The organism is Staphylococcus croceilyticus (genome assembly GCF_002902575.1).
GTDB classification, from domain to species: domain Bacteria; phylum Bacillota; class Bacilli; order Staphylococcales; family Staphylococcaceae; genus Staphylococcus; species Staphylococcus croceilyticus.
In genome coordinates, this window is the sequence record NZ_PPRD01000014.1 from 43,020 (window position 1) to 63,685 (window position 20,666).

General features: G+C 35.3%; 16 protein-coding genes. 14 read left to right on the forward strand and 2 right to left on the reverse strand.

What is annotated here, in order from left to right:
* The first annotated feature begins 140 nt into the window (after nucleotides 1–140).
* The 5 genes from CD128_RS03335 (at nucleotide 141) to CD128_RS03355 (ending at nucleotide 6,573) form a co-directional block, all read left to right on the forward strand.
* The gene (locus CD128_RS03335) at nucleotides 141–1,511 is read left to right on the forward strand and encodes a CitMHS family transporter (protein WP_103328666.1); all 1,371 of its coding nucleotides are present in this window, start codon (nucleotides 141–143) and stop codon (nucleotides 1,509–1,511) included.
* Nucleotides 1,512–1,882: 371 nt separating this feature from the next.
* The gene (locus tag CD128_RS03340) at nucleotides 1,883–2,674 is read left to right on the forward strand and encodes a CHAP domain-containing protein (protein ID WP_103328667.1); all 792 of its coding nucleotides are present in this window, start codon (nucleotides 1,883–1,885) and stop codon (nucleotides 2,672–2,674) included.
* 185 nt (nucleotides 2,675–2,859) lie between these two features.
* Complete coding sequence (locus tag CD128_RS03345; RefSeq protein ID WP_103328668.1) at nucleotides 2,860–3,114, forward strand: hypothetical protein; 255 nt, start codon at nucleotides 2,860–2,862, stop codon at nucleotides 3,112–3,114.
* Nucleotides 3,115–3,316: 202 nt separating this feature from the next.
* Nucleotides 3,317–4,609 carry an anaerobic C4-dicarboxylate transporter family protein gene (locus CD128_RS03350; protein WP_103328669.1) on the forward strand — a complete coding sequence of 431 codons (1,293 nt, stop codon included), beginning with the start codon at nucleotides 3,317–3,319 and terminating at the stop codon, nucleotides 4,607–4,609.
* Between the two features lie 341 nt (nucleotides 4,610–4,950).
* Nucleotides 4,951–6,573 (forward strand): BCCT family transporter, encoded by a 1,623-nt coding sequence (locus CD128_RS03355; RefSeq protein WP_103328670.1) that lies wholly within the window; start codon nucleotides 4,951–4,953, stop codon nucleotides 6,571–6,573.
* 38 nt (nucleotides 6,574–6,611) lie between these two features.
* Here the strand turns inward: CD128_RS03355 and cudC are convergent, their stop codons facing one another.
* Complete coding sequence (cudC, locus tag CD128_RS03360; RefSeq protein WP_103328671.1) at nucleotides 6,612–7,166, reverse strand: choline uptake/conversion transcriptional regulator CudC; 555 nt, start codon at nucleotides 7,164–7,166, stop codon at nucleotides 6,612–6,614.
* Nucleotides 7,167–7,429: 263 nt separating this feature from the next.
* Between cudC and betB the strand changes: the two genes are divergently transcribed.
* The 6 genes from betB (at nucleotide 7,430) to mbcS (ending at nucleotide 14,817) form a co-directional block, all read left to right on the forward strand.
* Nucleotides 7,430–8,920 (forward strand): betaine-aldehyde dehydrogenase, encoded by a 1,491-nt coding sequence (gene betB, locus CD128_RS03365; RefSeq protein ID WP_103328672.1) that lies wholly within the window; start codon nucleotides 7,430–7,432, stop codon nucleotides 8,918–8,920.
* Nucleotides 8,921–9,058: 138 nt separating this feature from the next.
* Nucleotides 9,059–10,765, forward strand: a complete 1,707-nt coding sequence (gene betA, locus CD128_RS03370; RefSeq protein WP_103328742.1) for a choline dehydrogenase — start codon at nucleotides 9,059–9,061, stop codon at nucleotides 10,763–10,765.
* Nucleotides 10,766–11,018: 253 nt separating this feature from the next.
* Nucleotides 11,019–12,197 carry a M20 family metallopeptidase gene (locus CD128_RS03375; protein ID WP_103328673.1) on the forward strand — a complete coding sequence of 393 codons (1,179 nt, stop codon included), beginning with the start codon at nucleotides 11,019–11,021 and terminating at the stop codon, nucleotides 12,195–12,197.
* Between the two features lie 121 nt (nucleotides 12,198–12,318).
* Nucleotides 12,319–12,534 carry a sterile alpha motif-like domain-containing protein gene (locus tag CD128_RS03380; RefSeq protein ID WP_103328674.1) on the forward strand — a complete coding sequence of 72 codons (216 nt, stop codon included), beginning with the start codon at nucleotides 12,319–12,321 and terminating at the stop codon, nucleotides 12,532–12,534.
* 49 nt (nucleotides 12,535–12,583) lie between these two features.
* Entirely contained in the window at nucleotides 12,584–13,057 is a 474-nt protein-coding gene (locus tag CD128_RS03385) for an antibiotic biosynthesis monooxygenase family protein (RefSeq protein ID WP_103328675.1), read from the forward strand.
* A gap of 167 nt (nucleotides 13,058–13,224) precedes the next feature.
* Complete coding sequence (gene mbcS / locus CD128_RS03390) at nucleotides 13,225–14,817, forward strand: acyl-CoA synthetase MbcS (RefSeq protein WP_103328676.1); 1,593 nt, start codon at nucleotides 13,225–13,227, stop codon at nucleotides 14,815–14,817.
* A gap of 126 nt (nucleotides 14,818–14,943) precedes the next feature.
* Here mbcS and CD128_RS03395 read toward each other — a convergent pair whose 3' ends face one another.
* Nucleotides 14,944–15,714, reverse strand: coding sequence for an SDR family NAD(P)-dependent oxidoreductase (locus CD128_RS03395; RefSeq protein WP_197730765.1), 771 nt, complete (start codon nucleotides 15,712–15,714; stop codon nucleotides 14,944–14,946).
* Between the two features lie 134 nt (nucleotides 15,715–15,848).
* Here CD128_RS03395 and CD128_RS03400 point away from each other — a divergent pair, with 134 nt between their 5' ends.
* From CD128_RS03400 to CD128_RS03410, 3 genes are all read left to right on the forward strand, one after another.
* A complete protein-coding gene (locus CD128_RS03400; protein ID WP_167797480.1) occupies nucleotides 15,849–16,733 on the forward strand; it encodes a LysR family transcriptional regulator in 885 nt (294 codons plus the stop codon).
* Between the two features lie 203 nt (nucleotides 16,734–16,936).
* Nucleotides 16,937–19,561, forward strand: coding sequence for a pyruvate, phosphate dikinase (gene ppdK, locus CD128_RS03405; RefSeq protein ID WP_103328679.1), 2,625 nt, complete (start codon nucleotides 16,937–16,939; stop codon nucleotides 19,559–19,561).
* A gap of 4 nt (nucleotides 19,562–19,565) precedes the next feature.
* Nucleotides 19,566–20,396, forward strand: coding sequence for a pyruvate, water dikinase regulatory protein (locus CD128_RS03410; RefSeq protein WP_103328680.1), 831 nt, complete (start codon nucleotides 19,566–19,568; stop codon nucleotides 20,394–20,396).
* The last annotated feature ends 270 nt before the right edge of the window (nucleotides 20,397–20,666 follow it).

Consider the following 20,666-nt stretch of genomic DNA (forward strand, 5'->3'; position numbering starts at 1 on the left):
TAATATACACATAACTTATTTTACTTTATAAATAAAACTTAATATCTAAAAAGGGTAAATTTGGTATAATTATGTAAACGCTTTCTTTTTGAAAGTTGGGAATATTGGGAGAATGCAACTGAATTAATTGGGGGGATTTCATGCATGATAATAGTGTTTGGTTAACAGTTATGGGGATTTTAATCATAGGTTCAATCGTGGGACTGTTAATTGCGAAGAAAATCAGTCCAGTAGTAGGTATGATTTTAATTCCAAGTGTTGGGGCATTGATTTTAGGATACGGCATAGGGGATTTAGTAAAGTTTTTTAATAATGGCTTAGAATCTGTAATAAACGTAGTTATTATGTTTATCTTTGCCATTATTTTCTTCGGATTGATGACAGACAGTGGTTTATTTAAACCAATTGTTAAACGGTTGATTTTAATGACAAGAGGTAATGTAGTGATTGTAAGTATTATTACTGCAGTCATTGGTATGTTTGCGCAGTTAGATGGCGCAGGTGCCGTTACTTTCTTACTCTCAATTCCGGCTTTATTACCATTATATAAAGCGCTAAATATGAATAAGTATTTATTAATTTTATTACTCGCAATTAGTGCAGCAATTATGAATATGGTACCTTGGGGTGGACCAATGGCACGTGTTGCGTCAGTATTAAAAGTTAAAAGTGTCAATGAATTATGGTATGGCTTAATACCAGTACAAATTATCGGTTTCGTTTTAGTCCTTATTTTCGCAACATATTTAGGCTTTAGAGAGCAAAAAAGAATTAAAAAGGCTATAGATAAGGGAGAATTGGAACCAACTATCGACATCGATATTCATAAACTTGTGAGAAATTATGAACGTGATCAAGATATTAAATTCCCAGTGAGAGGTCGTGCAGTGAAACACGGTTGGGTCATTTGGGTTAATATGTTGCTGACTGTCTTAGTCATTTTAATGATGTTAACAAATATCGCGCCACCAGAATTTGCGTTTATGATTGGTGTGGCAGTTGCATTAATTATTAACTTCCCAAATGTAGACGATCAGATGAATCGATTAAAAGCACATGCACCTAATGCTTTAATGATGGCGGCTGTTATTATAGCGGCGGGCATGTTTTTAGGTGTATTAAATGAAACAGGAATGTTAAAAGCTATCGCGACAAACCTTATTAAAATCATTCCAGACGCTGTAGGTCCGTATTTACATATAATTGTAGGTATCTTTGGCGTGCCTCTTGATTTACTAACAAGTACAGATGCTTATTATTTCGCATTACTTCCTATAGTAGAACAAACGGCAAGTCAGTTTGGAGTTAATCCAGTTTCTACGGCATATTCAATGGTTATTGGTAATATCGTAGGTACATTTGTAAGTCCATTCTCACCAGCACTTTGGTTAGCGATTGGACTTGCTGAAGCGAATATGGGTACATATATTAAATATGCTTTCTTCTGGATATGGGGCTTTGCGATAGTCTTGCTCATCATCGCAATGCTGATTGGCACAGTAACAATTTAATTTAATGAGTATTAATGGGATAAAGCATTGCTTTATCCTATTTTAATGAAACAAAACATCTTTAAAATAATCAGATAAATTACAAAGGTATGAGAGACACTGTTGAAAAAAGACACAAAACCACTGGCATGAAAAGGTTATAGAAGTTGTAATAAACTCTGACTTTTTTTACAAGCGCCGTTACATTATTATGATTCATTTACAAAGCTTTAACATTGCACACAAACCCTTGTATGTCTGTTAGAGTGTGTCTTGTCGTTAATTAACGAGAAAAAAATTCTTAAGCATTATTTAGAAATGTTAATAATTGTAAATTGCAGGTAGCCACGAGAAAAAATTATTTTCAAACAAATCTAGGAGGATATTTAATTATGAAAAAAATCGCTACAGCTACAATCGCAACAGCAGGTATTGCAACTTTCGGACTAGCACACCACGATGCAGATGCAGCGGAAAACAATAATGGATATAACCCTAACGATCCTTATTCATATAGCTACACTTATACAATTGACCAACAAGGTAACTATCACTATAAATGGCAAGGTAACTGGAGCCCAGCACAAGCACAACAAGGCGGTCAACAAACTGCAAACAACCAAACTCAAAACTACAACTACAATTATAACTACAGCTATAACTATAATAATGGCTACACTCAAAACCAAAACCAAACTACAAATAATAACACTCAATCATATACTGCGAACAACAACGGTGGCGGCTTAGGTTCAAATTATTCAACATCAAACCGCAACGTTCAAGTAACAACTCAAAAAGCACCAACAACACAATCAGCAAACACATCAAGCAGTAAAGCCTTCGCAGGTCAATCAAGCTCAGGTGCTAACCTATACACAGCAGGCCAATGTACTTACTACGTATACGATAAAGTAGGTGGCTCAGTAGGTAGCACATGGGGCAACGCAAATAACTGGGCAAACGCAGCAGCACAAAGTGGTTACACAGTAAATAACACACCTAAAGCAGGAGCAGTTATGCAAACAACTCAAGGCGCATACGGCCACGTTGCATACGTTGAGAACGTAAATAATGACGGTTCAGTTAACGTTTCAGAAATGAACTACAACGGCGGACCTGGTGTCGTTTCAACACGCACAATCCCAGCTAGCCAAGCAGGTTCATACAACTATATTTCATAAAATAAAGTAAACTAAACCACGATTCCTTATAATATGGCATCGTGGTTTTCTTTTATTTTTGGAAAAGGCCAAGGCATGTTTTCTCACTTTATGATTGAAGCCGAAACAGAACGGGAAATGAATGTAATAAGAAGTACAACAATACAAATATAAGATTGCCCAATGTTGAAAGAAGGTGAGTTAACATGGCATTTGATATTATTAAATGGATTATATTAATCTTAATTATTATAGTAACAATTGGCGTTATTTTTGGATTAATATGGGGCTCAATATTTGAAGAACGTGCCTATGATAAACGTTCTAAAAAAGAAAAAAAGAAAAACTTAGACAAGAACTTAGCCATGGCTAAAGGTCATACAGATGATGAAGAAACATATGATGATTCAAAAAATGTTTCAACTAAAAAGGAAAAACTCAAAGACAATAAATATAAATAAATTGAGTACCCTTGAAAGCAAAAGCAACATGTTTACTTTCAAGGGTATTTTTATTTGACTATATAATTGATAATCATTATCATTTAAAATAAAGTTAATTTTTAAAAATTAGTATAGTTATATACGTTTGGCATATTAAAGTGTTAAAATAAGTATGTTAAAAAAATCACAATAATTTTCAGAAAAGTTAGGAGCTTTCATCATGCTACTATTTGTAGTAGAAATTATCATCATGATATTGGCCATATTATTAGGGCTTAGAACAGCTGGGGCTTTAGGGTGTGGTATCTTCGCCATCGTCGCGCAACTTATCATGATATTTGGATTTCAATTACCTCCGGGGTCAGCGCCCGTTACTGCAGTATTAATCATCTTATCTATTGGTATCGCTGGTGGTACCTTACAAGCTACAGGAGGCATAGACTATCTTGTCTATCTCGCTTCAAAAATTATCGAACGATTTCCTAGATCAATTATCTTTATCGCCCCTATTATTGTCTTTTTATTTGTATTTGGCGTAGGAACGGCGAATATTGCTTTATCATTAGAACCAATTATTGCTAAAACGGCAGTTAAAGCGAACATACAACCTAAACGCCCATTGACGGCTTCAGTGCTGACAGCGAATTTAGCATTATTATGTAGTCCTGCAGCTTCTGCGACAGCATACATTATTTCAGTTATGGCAGGGCATGGTATTTCAATGGGCAAATATTTAAGTATTGTGCTACCAACCGCTATTATTACGATGTTACTGTTAAGTGTTTTTTGTACCTTTGTAGGACGTAAAACGACAGTAACTGAAAGTGAAATTGCACATACACCTGACGTTGAGGTGGCGCCTTCATTTTCAAAAAAAGTAAAAATTGGTGTCGTAGCGTTCTTATTATGTGTCGCAGGAATTCTGACATTTGGTATCTTTCCAGATTTAATGCCTACTTTCAAAGTTGATGGCAAAGAAGTAGCGCTCACAATGACTGAAATTGTGCAATTCTTCATGTATTTAAGTGTAGCAGTTAACTTATTGCTACAAAAAATTAATACAAGCGATATTCTATCTTCTAATATTACACAATCAGCTATCGGTGCACTCTTCGCCGTGTTAGGACCAGGATGGCTAGGGGCAACTATCTTTAATGCGCCTGAAAATTTAAAAATTATTAGAGATGACATCGGCAAAACAATACAATCTGTACCATGGTTAGTGATTATCTTAGTAGCTGTGGTCGCGATGATTGTTATTTCACAAACGGCTACTGCTTCAATTATGGTACCGATTGTGATGAGCATGGGTATTCCACCAATGTACTTCGTGGCAATGGTTCAAACATTGAATGTTAACTTTGTTATTCCAGCGCAACCGACGATACTCTTTGCGGTGAGCTTAGATGAGACAGGACGAACACGACCGACGAGTTTCATCATTCCAGGCTTCTTCGCGATTAGCGTTTCAGTCATTGTCGGATTTACGCTTAAAATGATATTAGGATATTAAACTTTTAAGGCTATTGAGTTCTTATTTAAGAGTAAGGACTTGATAGTCTTTTTTGATTGAAAATAAATTGTTTTATAAAAAATGAAAATAAATATAAATGCATATATATGTTATAAATATTCATTTTTAATATACTATAAAATTTGTTAAATACGTTTAGTTTAAATTTAACACTATTGTTGTGGCGATTTAGGGAGCTTATAAATATATTATAAATATATAATTATTCAAAAAATAAAATCGATTAATTTGAATGGAATTTGCATTTTTATTTAATATTAGATATCGTCAAAATATATAATACCCATAAAATCTGCAAAATATATAGAGGAGGAGCATCATTGAAAAAAGAGAAAATTATGGATTGGCCCACTTTCATAGGGACGGTGATTGTACTATTATTCGCTGTTATACCGATGATGGTATTTCCTAATGCAAGTGAAAAGGTAATTACTGATATTAATAGTGCAATTTCAAATTCGATCGGTTCCGTTTACTTATTCATGGGCTTAGCTATACTATTCTTTGTACTATATATCGCATTTGGAAGATACGGAAATGTAACACTTGGAAAAGCAACAGATAAACCAGAATTTAATAACTTTAGTTGGGCTTCAATGTTATTTTGTGCTGGTATTGGTTCAGATATTTTATATTGGGGCGTTATAGAGTGGGCGTTCTATTACCAAGTTCCACCGAATGGCGCAAAAGGAATGACAGATGAAGCTCTTACATATGCAACACAATACGGCATGTTCCACTGGGGACCAATTGCCTGGGCAATATATGTTTTACCAGCCTTACCAATCGGTTATTTAGTATTCGTAAAAAAACAACCTGTTTATAAAATTAGTCAGGCATGTCGTCCAGTATTAAAAGGTCAAACAGATAAATTTGTAGGTAAGTTAGTAGATATTTTATTTATCTTCGGCTTACTTGGCGGGGCAGCAACATCATTAGCCCTAGGTGTACCTATGATTTCAGCCGGTATTGAAAGACTTACAGGTATTGATGGAGAAAATATGGTCATGCGATCAATTATTTTACTAACAATTACAGTCATCTTTGCTATTAGTTCTTATACTGGTTTGAAAAAAGGGATTCAAAAATTAAGTGACGTAAACGTATGGCTATCGTTCTTATTATTAGCCTTCGTATTTATCGTAGGACCAACTATTTTTATTATGGAAACGACTATTACTAGTTTCGGTAATATGATAAGAGACTTTTTCCATATGGCAACATGGATGGAACCATTTGGTGGAATAAAAGGGCGTAAAGAAACGCACTTCCCACAAGATTGGACAATATTCTATTGGTCATGGTGGTTAGTATATGCACCATTTATAGGTTTATTCATCGCTCGTATTTCAAAAGGTCGTCGTCTTAAAGAAGTCATTTTAGGCACAATTATCTATGGTACTTTAGGTTGTCTATTATTCTTTGGTATCTTCGGTAACTATGCTGTTTATTTACAAATTTCAGGGCAATTTGATGTGATTAGCTTCTTAAATGCGCATAGTACAGAAGCTACAATTATAGAAGTTATGCATCAATTACCATTCCCTACATTAATCATTGTTTTATTCTTAATATCAGCATTCTTATTCTTAGCGACTACATTTGATTCTGGTTCATATATTTTAGCTGCCGCATCTCAAAAGAAAGTGATTGGAGAACCATTAAAAGCAAATCGTTTATTCTGGGCATTTGCTTTATGCTTATTACCATTCTCATTAATGTTAGTAGGTGGGGAGCGTGCACTTGAAGTTTTAAAAACGGCATCTATTTTAGCAAGTGTGCCATTAATAGTGATATTTATCTTTATGATGATATCCTTTATTATCACGTTAAATAGAGATAGGATTAAACTCGAAACGCGTGCTGATAAACATAAAGAAATTGAACGTCGTTCTTTAAGGATTGTTCAAGTTAAAGAGAAACCAGAAGACGACAATTTATAACATAAAATAAGCTAGAGGATTTTAACATCCTCTAGCTTTTATTTTTCTTCATCTTCTGGTATAGGGTAATGTTCAAAGATTTGGCCGCTTTCAATTGCATTACTTAAATTTTCTAACCATTTACAATATTGTTTTGTATGGTTAAGTTGTGCTTGAATTTTATCAACTTCTGCTTTTGCTTCATCATCTAAATTTTCGTTTTGTAATGTTTCTTGAAGAAGGGCTTCTGCTTTATTTACTGCTTCTAGATTAGTATCGACTTCGCGTTCCCATTTTTGAGTAAAGAAATTACGAAAGAAATTAAAAAAGTTTTTTTCAGCAATAAAATGTTGTTTTCGACTACCACGAGTAAATTGTTGTTTAACAATATCAAACTCTTGTAGTTTTTTAACACCCGAACTCATACTTGGTTTACTCATTTGTAATTGTTCACGCATTTCATCTAGCGTCATACTTCCTTCAAAAACCATAGTGCCATATAAGTTACCTACACTTCTGTTTGTACCGTACAAGTCCATGGTTTCACCAATTGAATTAATTACTAAATCTTTTGCCTCTTCAATTTTTTGATCATAATTTTTAGAACGTGCCATGTTTGCACCTCCCTTATTGCATATTAAATATTACGAAAATAAATTAATATTTACGCCCATTTTTTAAGTCTCAATTATTATAAAGTGTTTTATAAAAAGTTTCAAAATTGCATTACTATTATTAGCATTTTTTGTACTTCATTTTCAAGAAAAGTAAGAAAATGATGATAATAAGAACGTTTGCAAGGGTATAAAATATATGCTAGGATAAATTTGTAAAATTCGTTAAATAAAAATTTAACAAACTTAACGGAGGTCGTTTGATGGAACTTGTAAGTAAATTGTCTAATCGTCAATATATAGATGGTGAATGGGTAGAAAGTTCAAATAAAAATACGAGAGATATTATCAATCCGTATAACCAAGAAGTTATTTTTACTGTTTCTGAAGGCACTGCTGAAGACACTGAACAAGCAATTTTAGCAGCGCGTCGTGCTTTTGAAGATGGCGAATGGTCATTAGAAACAAGTGAAGTCAGAGGTAAAAAAGTTAGAGCGATTGCAGATAAAATCACTGAAAATCGTGATGAATTAGCAAAATTAGAAACATTAGATACTGGTAAAACATTAGAAGAATCTTATGCAGATATGGATGACATTGCGAATGTATTTACGTATTTCGCAGGGTTAGCAGATAAAGATGGCGGCGAAATCATTAATACGCCAATCCCAAATTCTGAAAGTAAAGTATTAAAAGAGCCAGTAGGTGTAGTAACTCAAATTACGCCATGGAATTATCCGTTACTACAAGCGTCATGGAAGATTGCGCCAGCGCTAGCAACAGGTTGTTCTTTAGTTATGAAACCAAGTGAGATTACGCCATTAACTACAATCCGCGTGTTCGAATTAATGGAAGAAGTAGGTTTCCCTAAAGGCGTTATCAACTTAGTGCTAAGCAGTGGTGAAGAAGTTGGCGATACCCTATCAGGTCATGAAGAAGTGGACTTAGTTTCATTTACAGGCGGTATTGAAACAGGTAAACACATTATGAAGAATGCTGCTAATAACGTCACTAATATCGCATTAGAACTTGGTGGTAAAAATCCAAATATCATTTTTGATGACGCGGATTTTGAATTAGCAGTAGACCAAGCATTAAATGGTGGTTATTTCCATGCCGGCCAAGTTTGTTCAGCAGGTTCACGTATTTTAGTGCATAACGATATTAAAGATGACTTTGAAAAGGCCTTAATTGAACGTGTTGGAAAAATTAAACTAGGTAACGGTTTTGACGATGATACTGAAATGGGTCCAGTCATTTCAACTGAGCACCGCAATAAAATTGAAAAATACATGGACATTGCTAAAGAAGAAGGCGCAACAATTGCAATCGGCGGTAAACGTCCTGATAGAGACGACTTAAAAGATGGTTTATTCTTTGAACCAACAGTGATTACTAATTGCGATACATCAATGCGTATTGTACAAGAAGAAGTATTTGGTCCAGTTGTTACTGTTGAAGGTTTCAATAGTGAAGAAGAAGCGATTAAATTAGCAAATGATTCTATTTATGGCTTAGCTGGGGCTGTCTTTTCAAAAGATTTAGGAAAAGCGCAACGAGTGGCTAATAAACTTAAATTAGGTACAGTATGGATTAATGATTTCCATCCTTACTTTGCACAAGCACCATGGGGTGGTTATAAACAATCAGGTATTGGTCGTGAATTAGGTAAAGAAGGTTTAGAAGAATACTTAGTAACTAAACATATCTTAACTAATACCAATCCAGAGCCGGTAAATTTCTTCAGCAAGTAAAGCTAAATAAAGTTATGGGGGCCGTAGAAATTGTAATATCATGCGGTCCCATTTATTTGAACAAAGTAGAGTAACGTATCGAACTTAAATTCAATGTAGATAAAAAGAACAATTTTTTAAGGGAGGACGAAGATGACTATGAGTAAAAATAAATCTTATGATTACGTAATTATTGGAGGAGGCAGTGCTGGTTCAGTGCTAGGTAACCGTTTGACAGAAGACAAGGATAAAGATGTGCTTGTATTAGAAGCGGGCCGTAGTGATTATCCTTGGGACTTATTTATTCAAATGCCAGCAGCATTAATGTTCCCTTCAGGTAATCGTTTTTATGACTGGATTTATGAAACTGAAGAAGAGCCACATATGGGACGTAAAGTAGACCATGCACGTGGTAAAGTGCTTGGTGGTTCAAGTTCTATCAATGGTATGATTTATCAACGAGGTAATCCAATGGATTATGAAGGTTGGGCAGAGCCAGAAGGTATGGAAACATGGGACTTTGCACATTGCTTACCCTATTTTAAACGTTTAGAAAAAACATATGGTGCTGCACCGTATGATAGATATAGAGGCCATCAAGGACCTATCAAATTAAAAAGAGGACCTGCGACTAACCCATTATTTAAATCATTCTTTGATGCAGGTGTAGAAGCAGGATATCATAAAACAAAAGACGTAAATGGCTATAGACAAGAAGGGTTTGGACCATTTGACAGTCAAGTACATAATGGTCGTCGCGTCTCTGCTTCTAGAGCTTACTTACATCCGGCGATGAAGCGCAAAAATTTAACAGTGAAAACACGTGCCTTTGTTACTGAAATTCACTTTGATGGTAATAAAGCAACGGGTGTCACATTCAAACGTAATGGTAAATATCATACTGTTGATGCTGGAGAAGTTATCTTATCAGGTGGTGCCTTCAATACACCTCAATTATTACAATTATCAGGTATTGGTGATGCTGAGTTCTTAAAATCTAAAGGAATCGAACCTCGTATGCACTTACCTGGTGTAGGGGAAAACTTTGAAGATCACTTAGAAGTTTATATTCAACATAAATGTAAACAACCAGTTTCTTTACAACCTAGTTTAGATTTAAAACGTATGCCTTGGATTGGTTTACAATGGATATTTGCACGTAAAGGTGCGGCAGCTTCTAACCACTTTGAAGGTGGGGCATTTGTAAGATCAAATGATCAAGTTGATTATCCAAACTTAATGTTCCATTTCTTACCAATTGCTGTAAGATATGATGGTCAAAAAGCACCTGTAGCCCATGGGTATCAAGTGCACGTTGGACCAATGTATTCTAACTCAAGAGGTAGCTTGAAGATTAAATCAAAAGACCCATTTGAAAAACCAAGTATTGTGTTTAATTATCTTTCAACTAAAGAAGATGAACAAGAATGGGTTGAAGCGATTAGAGTAGCGCGTAATATCTTATCTCAAAAAGCAATGGATCCATATAATGGTGGCGAAATTTCACCAGGACCATCTGTTCAAACTGATGAAGAAATATTAGATTGGGTACGTAAAGATGGTGAAACAGCTTTACACCCTTCATGTAGTGCGAAAATGGGCCCTGCTTCAGATCCAATGTCAGTAGTAGATCCACTAACAATGAAAGTACATGGTATGGAAAACTTACGTGTGGTTGATGCCTCAGCTATGCCTAGAACAACAAATGGTAACATTCATGCGCCAGTACTTATGCTAGCTGAAAAAGCAGCAGACATTATTCGTGGTAGAGAACCATTAGAACCACAATATGTAGATTATTATAAACATGGTGTTAGCGATGAAAAAGCAGGCGCAATGGAATTTGATCCATATTATAAACACTAAATAATTTTTAAAGAGGCTGGGACATAAATACTATAATGATGCTATTTTGCAAATTCGCAGTAGCTGACTGAACTGAGAAGGCGCTTAAATCAAGCTTTTCTCAGTTCTAGTCATCCTTGCGGGGGTGGAACAACGAATTTAAAAAAATTCTGTTCCACTCCCTTTTTAATTAGGAATGCTATGTCAAATCGTGCAACAACATTTTTATTTTTTAAAGGCATATAATGAAGGAAAAAGAAGGAGTGGACGAGAGATGACAAAAGATTTAGTGAAACGACTACAAGATAAAGAAGAACGTATGATTGAAATTCGTCGTCATTTACATGAACATCCAGAACTTTCATTTAAAGAAGAAGAAACGCCTAAATATATTGCTGATTTCTATAAAGATAAAGATTGTAAGGTAGAAACGAATGTAGGTGAAAATGGTGTGAAAGTCACGATTGATAGTGGCGAACCAGGGAAAACGATCGCTATTCGTGCCGACTTTGATGCACTTCCTATTCAAGAAGATACAGGCTTATCTTTCGCATCTAAAAATGATGGTGTCATGCATGCGTGTGGTCACGATGCTCATACTGCGTACATGCTTATTTTGGCAGAAACTTTAATTGAAATGAAAGACCAGTTTAAAGGTAAAGTCATTGTTATTCACCAACCTGCAGAAGAAATGCCTCCTGGTGGTGCGAAAGGCATGATTGAAGATGGCGTTTTAGAAGGTGTAGACCATGTACTAGGTACGCATGTCATGACAAATATGGAACCTGGTAAAGTGTATTATCGCCCAGAGAACGTTCAAACAGGTCGTTCATATTTCAAATTAACAGTGCAAGGTGAAGGTGGTCATGGTTCCTCTCCTCATACAGCGAACGATGCGATTGTAGCAGGTGCTAACTTTGTAACAACTGCTCAAACTGTAGTTTCACGTCGTCTTAATCCTTTTGAAACTGGCGTAGTCACAATTGGTTCTTTTGATGGAAAAGGGCAATTCAATGTAATTAAAGATAAAATTGTACTTGAAGGTGACGTCCGTGCACTTACAGATGCTACACGTGACCGTATTGAAGAAGAACTTAAACGTTTAGTTGAAGGACTTGAAGCAACGTTTAGTGTTAAGTGTGACTTTGAATTTAGTAAAGACTATCCAGCATTATATAATGATCCAGAGTTTACTGAATATGTAGCGAAAACAATTGAAAATGCAGACTTAGCAGATGTTAAAGGTGTCGAAGAATGTGAAGCACAGCCACCATCTGAAGACTTTGCGTTTTATGCGAAAGAATTACCAAGTACATTTATTTATTCAGGTGCAGCACCACAAGACGGTAAAGCTTATCCACATCATCACCCTAAATTTAGAATTGATGAATCATCTATGCTTGTGGCAGCAGAAGCGGTAGGCGCAGTTGTGTTAGATTACTTAAATTCATAGGTAAGTGCAGAATAATGACTTCTAATCTACACTTTCGGTAAAACTGTCTCTCTCGCACCTCTAGTTTTAAGGATATTGTTCATGATAGTATAAATATATATTGGAATACTGGGGTGAGATAATGAGTTTTTATGATTTTATGCAAGGATTTGTGGACGACCAGACCCCGTTAGGTGAACTTGCACATTGGATTAATGAAGATCAGTCATTTCCAAAGCAAGAACGTCTCTCAGATAATATATTAGATTATTTTATAAACTTTCCGACTTTAGATCATGAATTTTTGGAAATTGTAAAACGCTCAATTTCTTTATATGAACAACAAGGTCGAAGCTAGAAAGATATTAAAAACTGAATACTAGTTTAGAAATGAAGGAATAACAGACATGATTTTAGAAGACAGTTATAAAACATATGTAATTGATGAAGTAGATAATCAACTAATGACGATTCAAAAAAATAATGATACTCAAAACTATAGTATTTTAGAAGAAATAAACGAATTATCTAACGACTCATTTTGTGTATTAAATCATTTATTCGTTAATGAAGGTATGGAAGAAAAATTTGAGAAGAAATTCTTAGAACGTCCTAAATACCTACAAGATGAACCAGGATTTAAAGCTTTACGCTTTTTACGTCCTAACGTTGCACATCGTCATTACATTATTTTAACATTATGGGAAGATCGTCAAGCATTTTACGATTGGCAGAACTCTGAAGCTTATAGTAAAACGCATAAAAAACGTGGTACTAGAAAAGGTGTAGATTACGATATAGTGAATCGTGATTTATCGTATAATGTACGTATTGAGTTAGCTGGTTTGAAAGCTACGATAGATGTAACTGATATTTTCTAACATGATAAGATTAAGTTTCTTAATACCTATGGTGATGGGAGTTAGGGACTTAATCTTTTTAATTTATAAAAACGGTACTATTTAAAATCATTGCCATAAGTGGTATATTTTAATGCGTTAAAGAAATTGAAAAGAAAGCACGAATGAGAAGGGAAAGGAAGTTTAATATGAAGAATTCAAACTTACTTGCACCGGAAACGTATAACATTGTTTCTGAAATTGAGAAACACGCTTCAGATGCAACTAAAAAAGCACTGATTTATGAAAATGGAATCGATGAACCTATCACAGTTACGTATTCTGAATTAATCAACAATGCGAATAAAGTGGGACATGTATTTTTAAAACATGGGTTAAAAAAAGGCGATAAAGTATTAATTATGATGCCACGTTCAATCATGACATATGAACTTTACATTGCAGCTTTAAAATTAGGTATTGCGATTATTCCAAGTTCTGAAATGTTAAGAACGAAAGATTTACAATATCGTATTACGCATGGGGAAATTAATGCTGTTATTGCTAAGGCAGATTTCATCAAAGAATTTAAAAATATTAAAGAATATGATAACTTAACTAAATTTATTGTAGATGGTCACGAAACGGATTGGATTAGTATCGAAGATGAAAAAGAAGGCCAAAGTACGTCACTAGAAATGGCTAACACGACTAGAGACGATATTGCTATCTTATCCTACACTTCTGGTACGACAGGCAATCCTAAAGCTGTAACACATTCTCATGGCTGGGGTTATGCACATATGAAAATGGCGCCAGAGCATTGGTTGTGCATCAAAGAAGATGACTTAGTGTGGGCAACTGCTGCACCAGGTTGGCAAAAATGGGTGTGGAGTCCATTCTTATCTATTATGGGTTCAGGCGCTACTGCTTTCGTCTATAATGGTAAATTCAATCCATCCCGCTACTTAGAATTATTACAAGATTTTAAAATTAATGTGCTTTGTTGTACACCAACAGAATATCGTATGATGGCGAAATTAAAGAATTTACAAGATTATAACTTAGAACACTTGCACAGTGCCGTATCTGCCGGTGAACCATTAAATCGTGAAGTTGTAGAACAGTTCCGTAAAAACTTCAACTTAACGGTACGTGATGGTTATGGTCAAACGGAAAGTACTTTACTTATCGGTTTCTTAAAAGATACTGAACCACGTCCAGGTTCAATGGGTAAAGAAATTCCAGGAAGTCATGTAACTGTAGTAGATGACGATGGCAATAAAGTGGATACTAATGTGAAAGGTAATATTGCGTTGCCACTAGATTTCCCAGGACTTTTCAAAGGATATTATAAAGATGAAGAACGTACGAAAGCGGCACAAGCTGGCGACTATTATATCACAGGTGATTTAGCGCATATTGATGAAGATGGCTATTTCTGGTTTGAAGGTCGTCGTGACGATATCATCATAAGTTCTGGTTATACAATCGGACCGTTTGAAGTAGAAGATGCGTTAATAAATCATCCTGCTGTAAAAGAGTGTGCAGTTGTAGCAAGTCCTCATGCGATTCGCGGTAATATTGTAAAAGCATTTATTATTTTACAAGATGATTATACTGGCGATGAGGCGTTAGTGAGAGAATTACAAACGTTTGCGAAACAAGAAGTCGCACCGTATAAATATCCACGTGCGATTGAGTTTGTAGAAGATTTACCAAAGACAAATTCAGGTAAGATTCGTCGCGTAGAATTACGTGATGCAGAAGTTGAGAAATATCGCGCAGAACATGGTGAATAATTAACTTCAGGTTATTAAAAATAAATAACAATAAAAAACAGGCTGGGACAATAATAAAGTGTCTCAGCCTTGTTTAGTGTATTTAATAGTGTTTAGTATAGCTTTTAATGGTTTAACGACAAAATACTATCTAGCTGTGTAACCCCCGTCAACTGTTAGTGCAGCGCCTGTAATGAAACGTGCTTCATCACTAGCTAAGAATAATACTGCATTAGCAACATCTACGGGCTCACCTAAATAGCCGATAGGGTGACGTTCAGACATTTTAGCTGTATAGGCTTCTAAGCCACCTTCTGTTTCTTCGCCTAATTTTTTCACTAATGGCGTTAAGATAGTACCTGGGTGTACAGAGTTAACACGGATATGATCTTTACCAAAGCTAATGGCATCTTGGCGCGTCATATTGGTAACCGCACCTTTAGCAGCAGCGTATGGCGTTAGTTCGTCAGTACCCACTAATCCCAAGATAGAAGAGAAGTTGACGATTGAACCTCCACCGTTTTCGCGCATTAACGGCACGGCATGTTTTGTGCAGAAGAATACGCCTTTGACGTCTACCGCAAAAACTTGATCCCATTCTTCTTCAGTCAATTGATCCGTTGTCTTATCTGCACCAGTAATGCCAGCGCAATTAATTAGAATATCCAATTTACCAATTTCGTCTTTAATACGAGTAAATGTTTCTTCAACACTTGCTTCTTTGGATACATCTAATACATATCCATAAACATTGTTATTAGTAGCTTTTGAGAGCGTTTCAACAGCCTCATTGACGATATCTTCTTTTAAATCTGATACAACGACTGTTGCGCCTTCTTCGACAAAACGTTTAGCGGTTTCATATCCCATACCACCGCCTGAACCTGTAATTAATGCAACTTTATTTTCTAATCTCATAATTATCCCTCTTTTTGAAAATTTAAAAAATAAATAATGTACAATTTTATGGTAGCATCAGAAATTGATAATGTATAATTCATAATAACTATTTATTAATAACTTAAAGTTATTAATTGGAGGTGATTGTTTACGTGGAAATAACGAAACTTAACTACTTTAAAGTGGTAGCAGAAGTAAATAATATAACTCAAGCTGCAAAACACCTTAATATTTCACAACCTGCGTTAAGTAAAGCGATACATTCATTAGAAGAGGAATTAGGAGTAAAGTTATTTAATCGTAAAGGACGTCAAATTCATTTAAATCAATATGGCGAACTTATGAAATTGCAGGTGGACAAAGCATTTAATGCTCTTAATGAAGGTGAACGTATCTTAAAAAATATTACTGGATTAGAACAAGGGCAAGTGAGCTTTGCGGTAACATTTCCGCATGTGATGCCCACTTTAGTCCAACAATATTTAAGAGAGCATCCTAGGACAAAGATTAAACAATATCAAGCAACCTCGGAACGTGCGACTCAACTTATATTAGATGATAAAGTAGATTTCGCAATTTCAACCATACCTATTGTCCACAAGGATATTACTTGGATACCACTACTTCAAGATGATATTTACTTAACAGTGAGCAAACAGCATTATTTGGCTAAACGTAACATTGTTTCTTTGCAAGAAATTAGGAATGAAGGTTTAATTGGTCAGATCAGCGGTTATGGCTTTCGTGATATTATAGATACTATTTTGGGAAATGAGGGCATCACGCCAAACTACCAAGTTGAAGTAGAAGATTCGAGTGCCATATTAAAGCTTGTGGCAATGAATATTGGTATCTCATTCACACCAAAACAAGCTTTAATTCACGACGATAATAATATCGTAGCAATACCTATAAACAGTCCTAATTGCTATCGTATGATAGGGATTGGCTACAAGACCTCCCATTACTTTACGGCTGTGGCAGAGTCATTTAAGCAATTTTCTATTGATTATTTTGAAAAATATAGTTCAGTATAAATTAATGTTAAGAAATAGTATGACACAATTAATGTCGATATGTTAGTAGCATGTAGTCAAATATATGCACTAATATATCGCATTATTTGTGTCTTTTTTGTAAACGTTTGCTTAATGAATATGATTTTATTTGTATTCAAATTGATTATATGACATACTTTAAAATAATTAGTGTGACATAATAATTAATTGAGGTGACATATATGACTAAATATATATATGCTTTTGATGAAGGACAAAAATCGATGAAAGATTTACTTGGAGGTAAAGGGGCAAACCTTTCTGAAATGAAACGTTTAGGGCTTCCTGTACCAGATGGTTTTACAATTACGACGGAGGCGTGTATTGAATACTTACGCCAAGGTCAATCACTATCGACGGAAGTTAAAACGCAATTGGTTGATCATCTTGCAGCGTTTTCAGAAAGAACGGGTAAAACATTCTCTTCAGATAGCAATTTATTATTAGTATCTGTACGTAGTGGGGCGAAAATTTCAATGCCTGGTATGATGGATACGATTCTTAACTTAGGTTTAAATGATGACAACGTGAAGAAGCTAGCTGAGAAAACAGGGGACGCGCGTTTCGCATATGACTGTTACCGACGTTTATTACAAATGTTTGGTGAAGTTGTATATAACGTGCCAATGCAAGCCTTTGATACATACTTTGAAGACTATAAACAACGCCATAACTTTGAGAATGACGCTGCAATTACAGCTGAGGGATTACAAGAAATTTGTGAACGTTTCAAAGAAATTTATGTAGAAGAAGTGTATAAACCTTTTCCACAAGAACCATTAAAACAACTTGAAGAAGCGATTGAAGCGGTGTTTAAATCTTGGGATAACGACCGTGCACGTATCTACCGTGATTTAAATGATATTCCACACGATATCGGTACTGCGGTAAACATCCAAGAGATGGTCTTTGGTAACAGTGGTGATAATAGTGGTACAGGAGTAGCCTTTACGCGTAATCCAGTGACAGGTGAGAATAAATTGTTTGGTGAATACTTGTTAAATGCCCAAGGTGAAGACGTGGTTGCAGGTATTCGTACGCCTAAAGATATTTCAACGTTGCATGACCAAATGCCAGAAGTTCATCAAGAATTCGTAGATGTGACGAAACAATTAGAACAACATTATAAAGATATGCAAGATATTGAATTTACAATCGAAAATGGCAAATTATATTTATTACAAACACGTAATGGTAAACGTACAGCACGTGCTGCGATTAAAATTGCGGTTGATTTAGTAGAAGAAGGCTTACTTACTAAAGACGAAGCTGTAACGAAAGTAGAAGCAAAATCTATCGATCAATTATTGCATCCTAATTTTGAAGAAAAATCTTTAAAAGAAGCGACAGCCATTTCAAAAATGGGCTTACCAGCAAGTCCAGGTGCGGCAACAGGTCAAATCGTCTTCTCAGCTGAAGATGCGAAAGCACAAGCCGATGCAGGTAAGAAAGTCATCTTAATGCGTCCAGAAACGTCGCCAGAAGATATTGAAGGTATGGTAGCGAGTGAAGCGATTGTAACTACGCATGGTGGGATGACATCTCACGCAGCGGTTGTAGCACGTGGTATGGGTAAATGCTGTGTGACAGGATGCTCTAATTTAGAAATCAATACTGTGGCTAAGACGGTTTATTACGATGGGGGCGAATTACATGAAGGCGACATAATTTCTGTTGACGGCGCTAACGGGGATATTTATCATGGCGAAATTAAAACAGTAAGTGCAGAGCATAGTGAAGAATTTGCGAACTTTATGGAATGGTCTGAAGAGGTTGCACGTTTAGATGTGCGCATGAATGCCGAAACACCTCAAGATATTGAAGCGGGCTATAATTTTAATGCGAAAGGCATTGGTTTAGTGCGAACTGAGCACATGTTCTTTGGTGCTGAACGTCTTGTTGAGATGCGTCGTTTCATCTTATCATCTTCATATGAACAACGCGTAGAAGCATTGAATAATATCCGTAAATACCAAATTGAAGACTTTGAAGCAATCTTCAGACTATCAGGAGAACGTCCTACCATTGTGCGTTTACTTGACCCACCTTTACATGAATTTTTACCTAATTCAGATGAAGATGTTGAAAATGTAGCACAACAACTCGACGTTTCTAAAGAAACATTGAATAAGCGCATTGTAGACTTACATGAAGTGAACCCAATGTTAGGCCACCGAGGCTGTCGTTTAGCTATCACATATCCAGAATTATACGAGATGCAAGTTGAAGCAATTATGGGTAGCGTATTAAAACTTAAAAAAGAGGGTATAGCATGTAAACCTGAAATCATGATTCCATTAGTATCAACTGTGGAAGAGTTTACAACGCTTAAAGAGAAACTGGTTAAAACAATTGAGAAATTGGGAGAAGAGAAAGATGATAAAGTCGATTACTTAATAGGTACGATGATTGAAACACCACGTGCATGCTTAGTGGCAGATGAGTTAGCTCAACATTGTGATTTCTTCAGTTTCGGTACGAACGATTTAACACAATTGACATATGGTTTCTCTAGAGATGATGCAGGTAAATTCATAAATGTGTATACTGAAAGTAATATATTGAAGCTTGACCCATTCCAAACATTGGATAAAGACGGTGTTGGCAAATTAATCGAAATTGCAGTCGAACAGGCGAAAAAAGTAAATTCTAATATTAAAATTGGCGTATGTGGTGAATTAGGTGGCGATGCGAAGTCAATTCGTCGCTTCAATCAATTAGCTATCGATTATGTGTCATGTTCACCATTCCGTGTGCCAGGTGCAATTTTAGCGACAGCGCAGAGTCAAGTGGAGGAAAGCGAGTAATAACGTGAACGAAACGCAATCTAATGAACAAGTTTTAAAGTTATTTATAGTATCTGATTCTATTGGCGAAACAGCACAACGTATGATTCATGCGACTTTAACGCAATTTCCAGATTTAACAAATGTTGAAATCAAGAAATTTCCATACATTAAAGATGAAGAAGAATTTTTAAATATTTTAAATTTAGCGCGAGAACAACATGCGATTGTTGCGACGACACTTGTGAGTGAATCGTTTAATGCATTAGGTCATGAATTTGCGCGTGAACATGAGATTCCTTACGTCGACTATATGTCTGATTTAATTAGTATTATTGAAAAGGTGACAAAACATGAACCGTTAATGGAAAGTGGCGCCTTACGTAAACTAAATGAAGAATACTTCAAACGCATCGAAGCAATTGAGTATTCAGTTAAATATGACGATGGTAAACACTTTACTGATATAGGTGAAGCGGATGCGCTAATTGTTGGTGTGTCTCGCACATCTAAAACACCATTAAGTATGTATTTAGCGAACAAAGGCTACAAAATTGCGAATATCCCATTAGTTCCAGAAATTAACATTCCAGATAATGTTTATAAACAAAAAGGACTAAAAGTGTTTGGATTAACAGCAAGCCCACAGTACATTGCGAACATTCGTAAAAATCGTGCGGAAACATTAGGGTTATCAAGTGAATCACGATATAACAATCTTGATCGTATTAAGAAAGAACTTGCGTATGCAGAGGAAGTATTTAAGAAATTAAATGCGACCGTGATTAATACAGAATATAAATCTATTGAGGAATCTGCTTTTTATATTGAAAAGTTCTTACACTCTAAATTATAAAGTAGAAAATAGATGAAGAAAGTGAAGGTGTTCAGTTGTCATTTAGGCAATTGGATGCCTAATTTTTCAAAAGGGGGATTGAAAGCAAATATATTAAATCAAGAATATATTAGATTGAAATTTTATTTAAGTTTATTAGATTTACAATTTACCATATTTGTTTTACCATAGTAGTGAAAGGCTTAACAAACAATTCTTACATTTAAATGTTACTTAAACATAGGGAGAGTAAGTAATATTTATTAAATTGTTAATTAAATAAATTTGAAG

Coding starts and splice junctions, on each gene's coding strand:
- CD128_RS03335 (WP_103328666.1), top strand. CDS start 141: ATGCATGATAATAGTGTTTGGTTAACAGTTATGGGGATTTTAATCATA.
- CD128_RS03340 (WP_103328667.1), top strand. CDS start 1,883: ATGAAAAAAATCGCTACAGCTACAATCGCAACAGCAGGTATTGCAACT.
- CD128_RS03345 (WP_103328668.1), top strand. CDS start 2,860: ATGGCATTTGATATTATTAAATGGATTATATTAATCTTAATTATTATA.
- CD128_RS03350 (WP_103328669.1), top strand. CDS start 3,317: ATGCTACTATTTGTAGTAGAAATTATCATCATGATATTGGCCATATTA.
- cudC (WP_103328671.1), bottom strand. CDS start 7,166: ATGGCACGTTCTAAAAATTATGATCAAAAAATTGAAGAGGCAAAAGAT.
- betB (WP_103328672.1), top strand. CDS start 7,430: ATGGAACTTGTAAGTAAATTGTCTAATCGTCAATATATAGATGGTGAA.
- betA (WP_103328742.1), top strand. CDS start 9,059: ATGAGTAAAAATAAATCTTATGATTACGTAATTATTGGAGGAGGCAGT.
- CD128_RS03375 (WP_103328673.1), top strand. CDS start 11,019: ATGACAAAAGATTTAGTGAAACGACTACAAGATAAAGAAGAACGTATG.
- CD128_RS03380 (WP_103328674.1), top strand. CDS start 12,319: ATGAGTTTTTATGATTTTATGCAAGGATTTGTGGACGACCAGACCCCG.
- CD128_RS03385 (WP_103328675.1), top strand. CDS start 12,584: ATGATTTTAGAAGACAGTTATAAAACATATGTAATTGATGAAGTAGAT.
- mbcS (WP_103328676.1), top strand. CDS start 13,225: ATGAAGAATTCAAACTTACTTGCACCGGAAACGTATAACATTGTTTCT.
- CD128_RS03395 (WP_197730765.1), bottom strand. CDS start 15,714: ATGAGATTAGAAAATAAAGTTGCATTAATTACAGGTTCAGGCGGTGGT.
- ppdK (WP_103328679.1), top strand. CDS start 16,937: ATGACTAAATATATATATGCTTTTGATGAAGGACAAAAATCGATGAAA.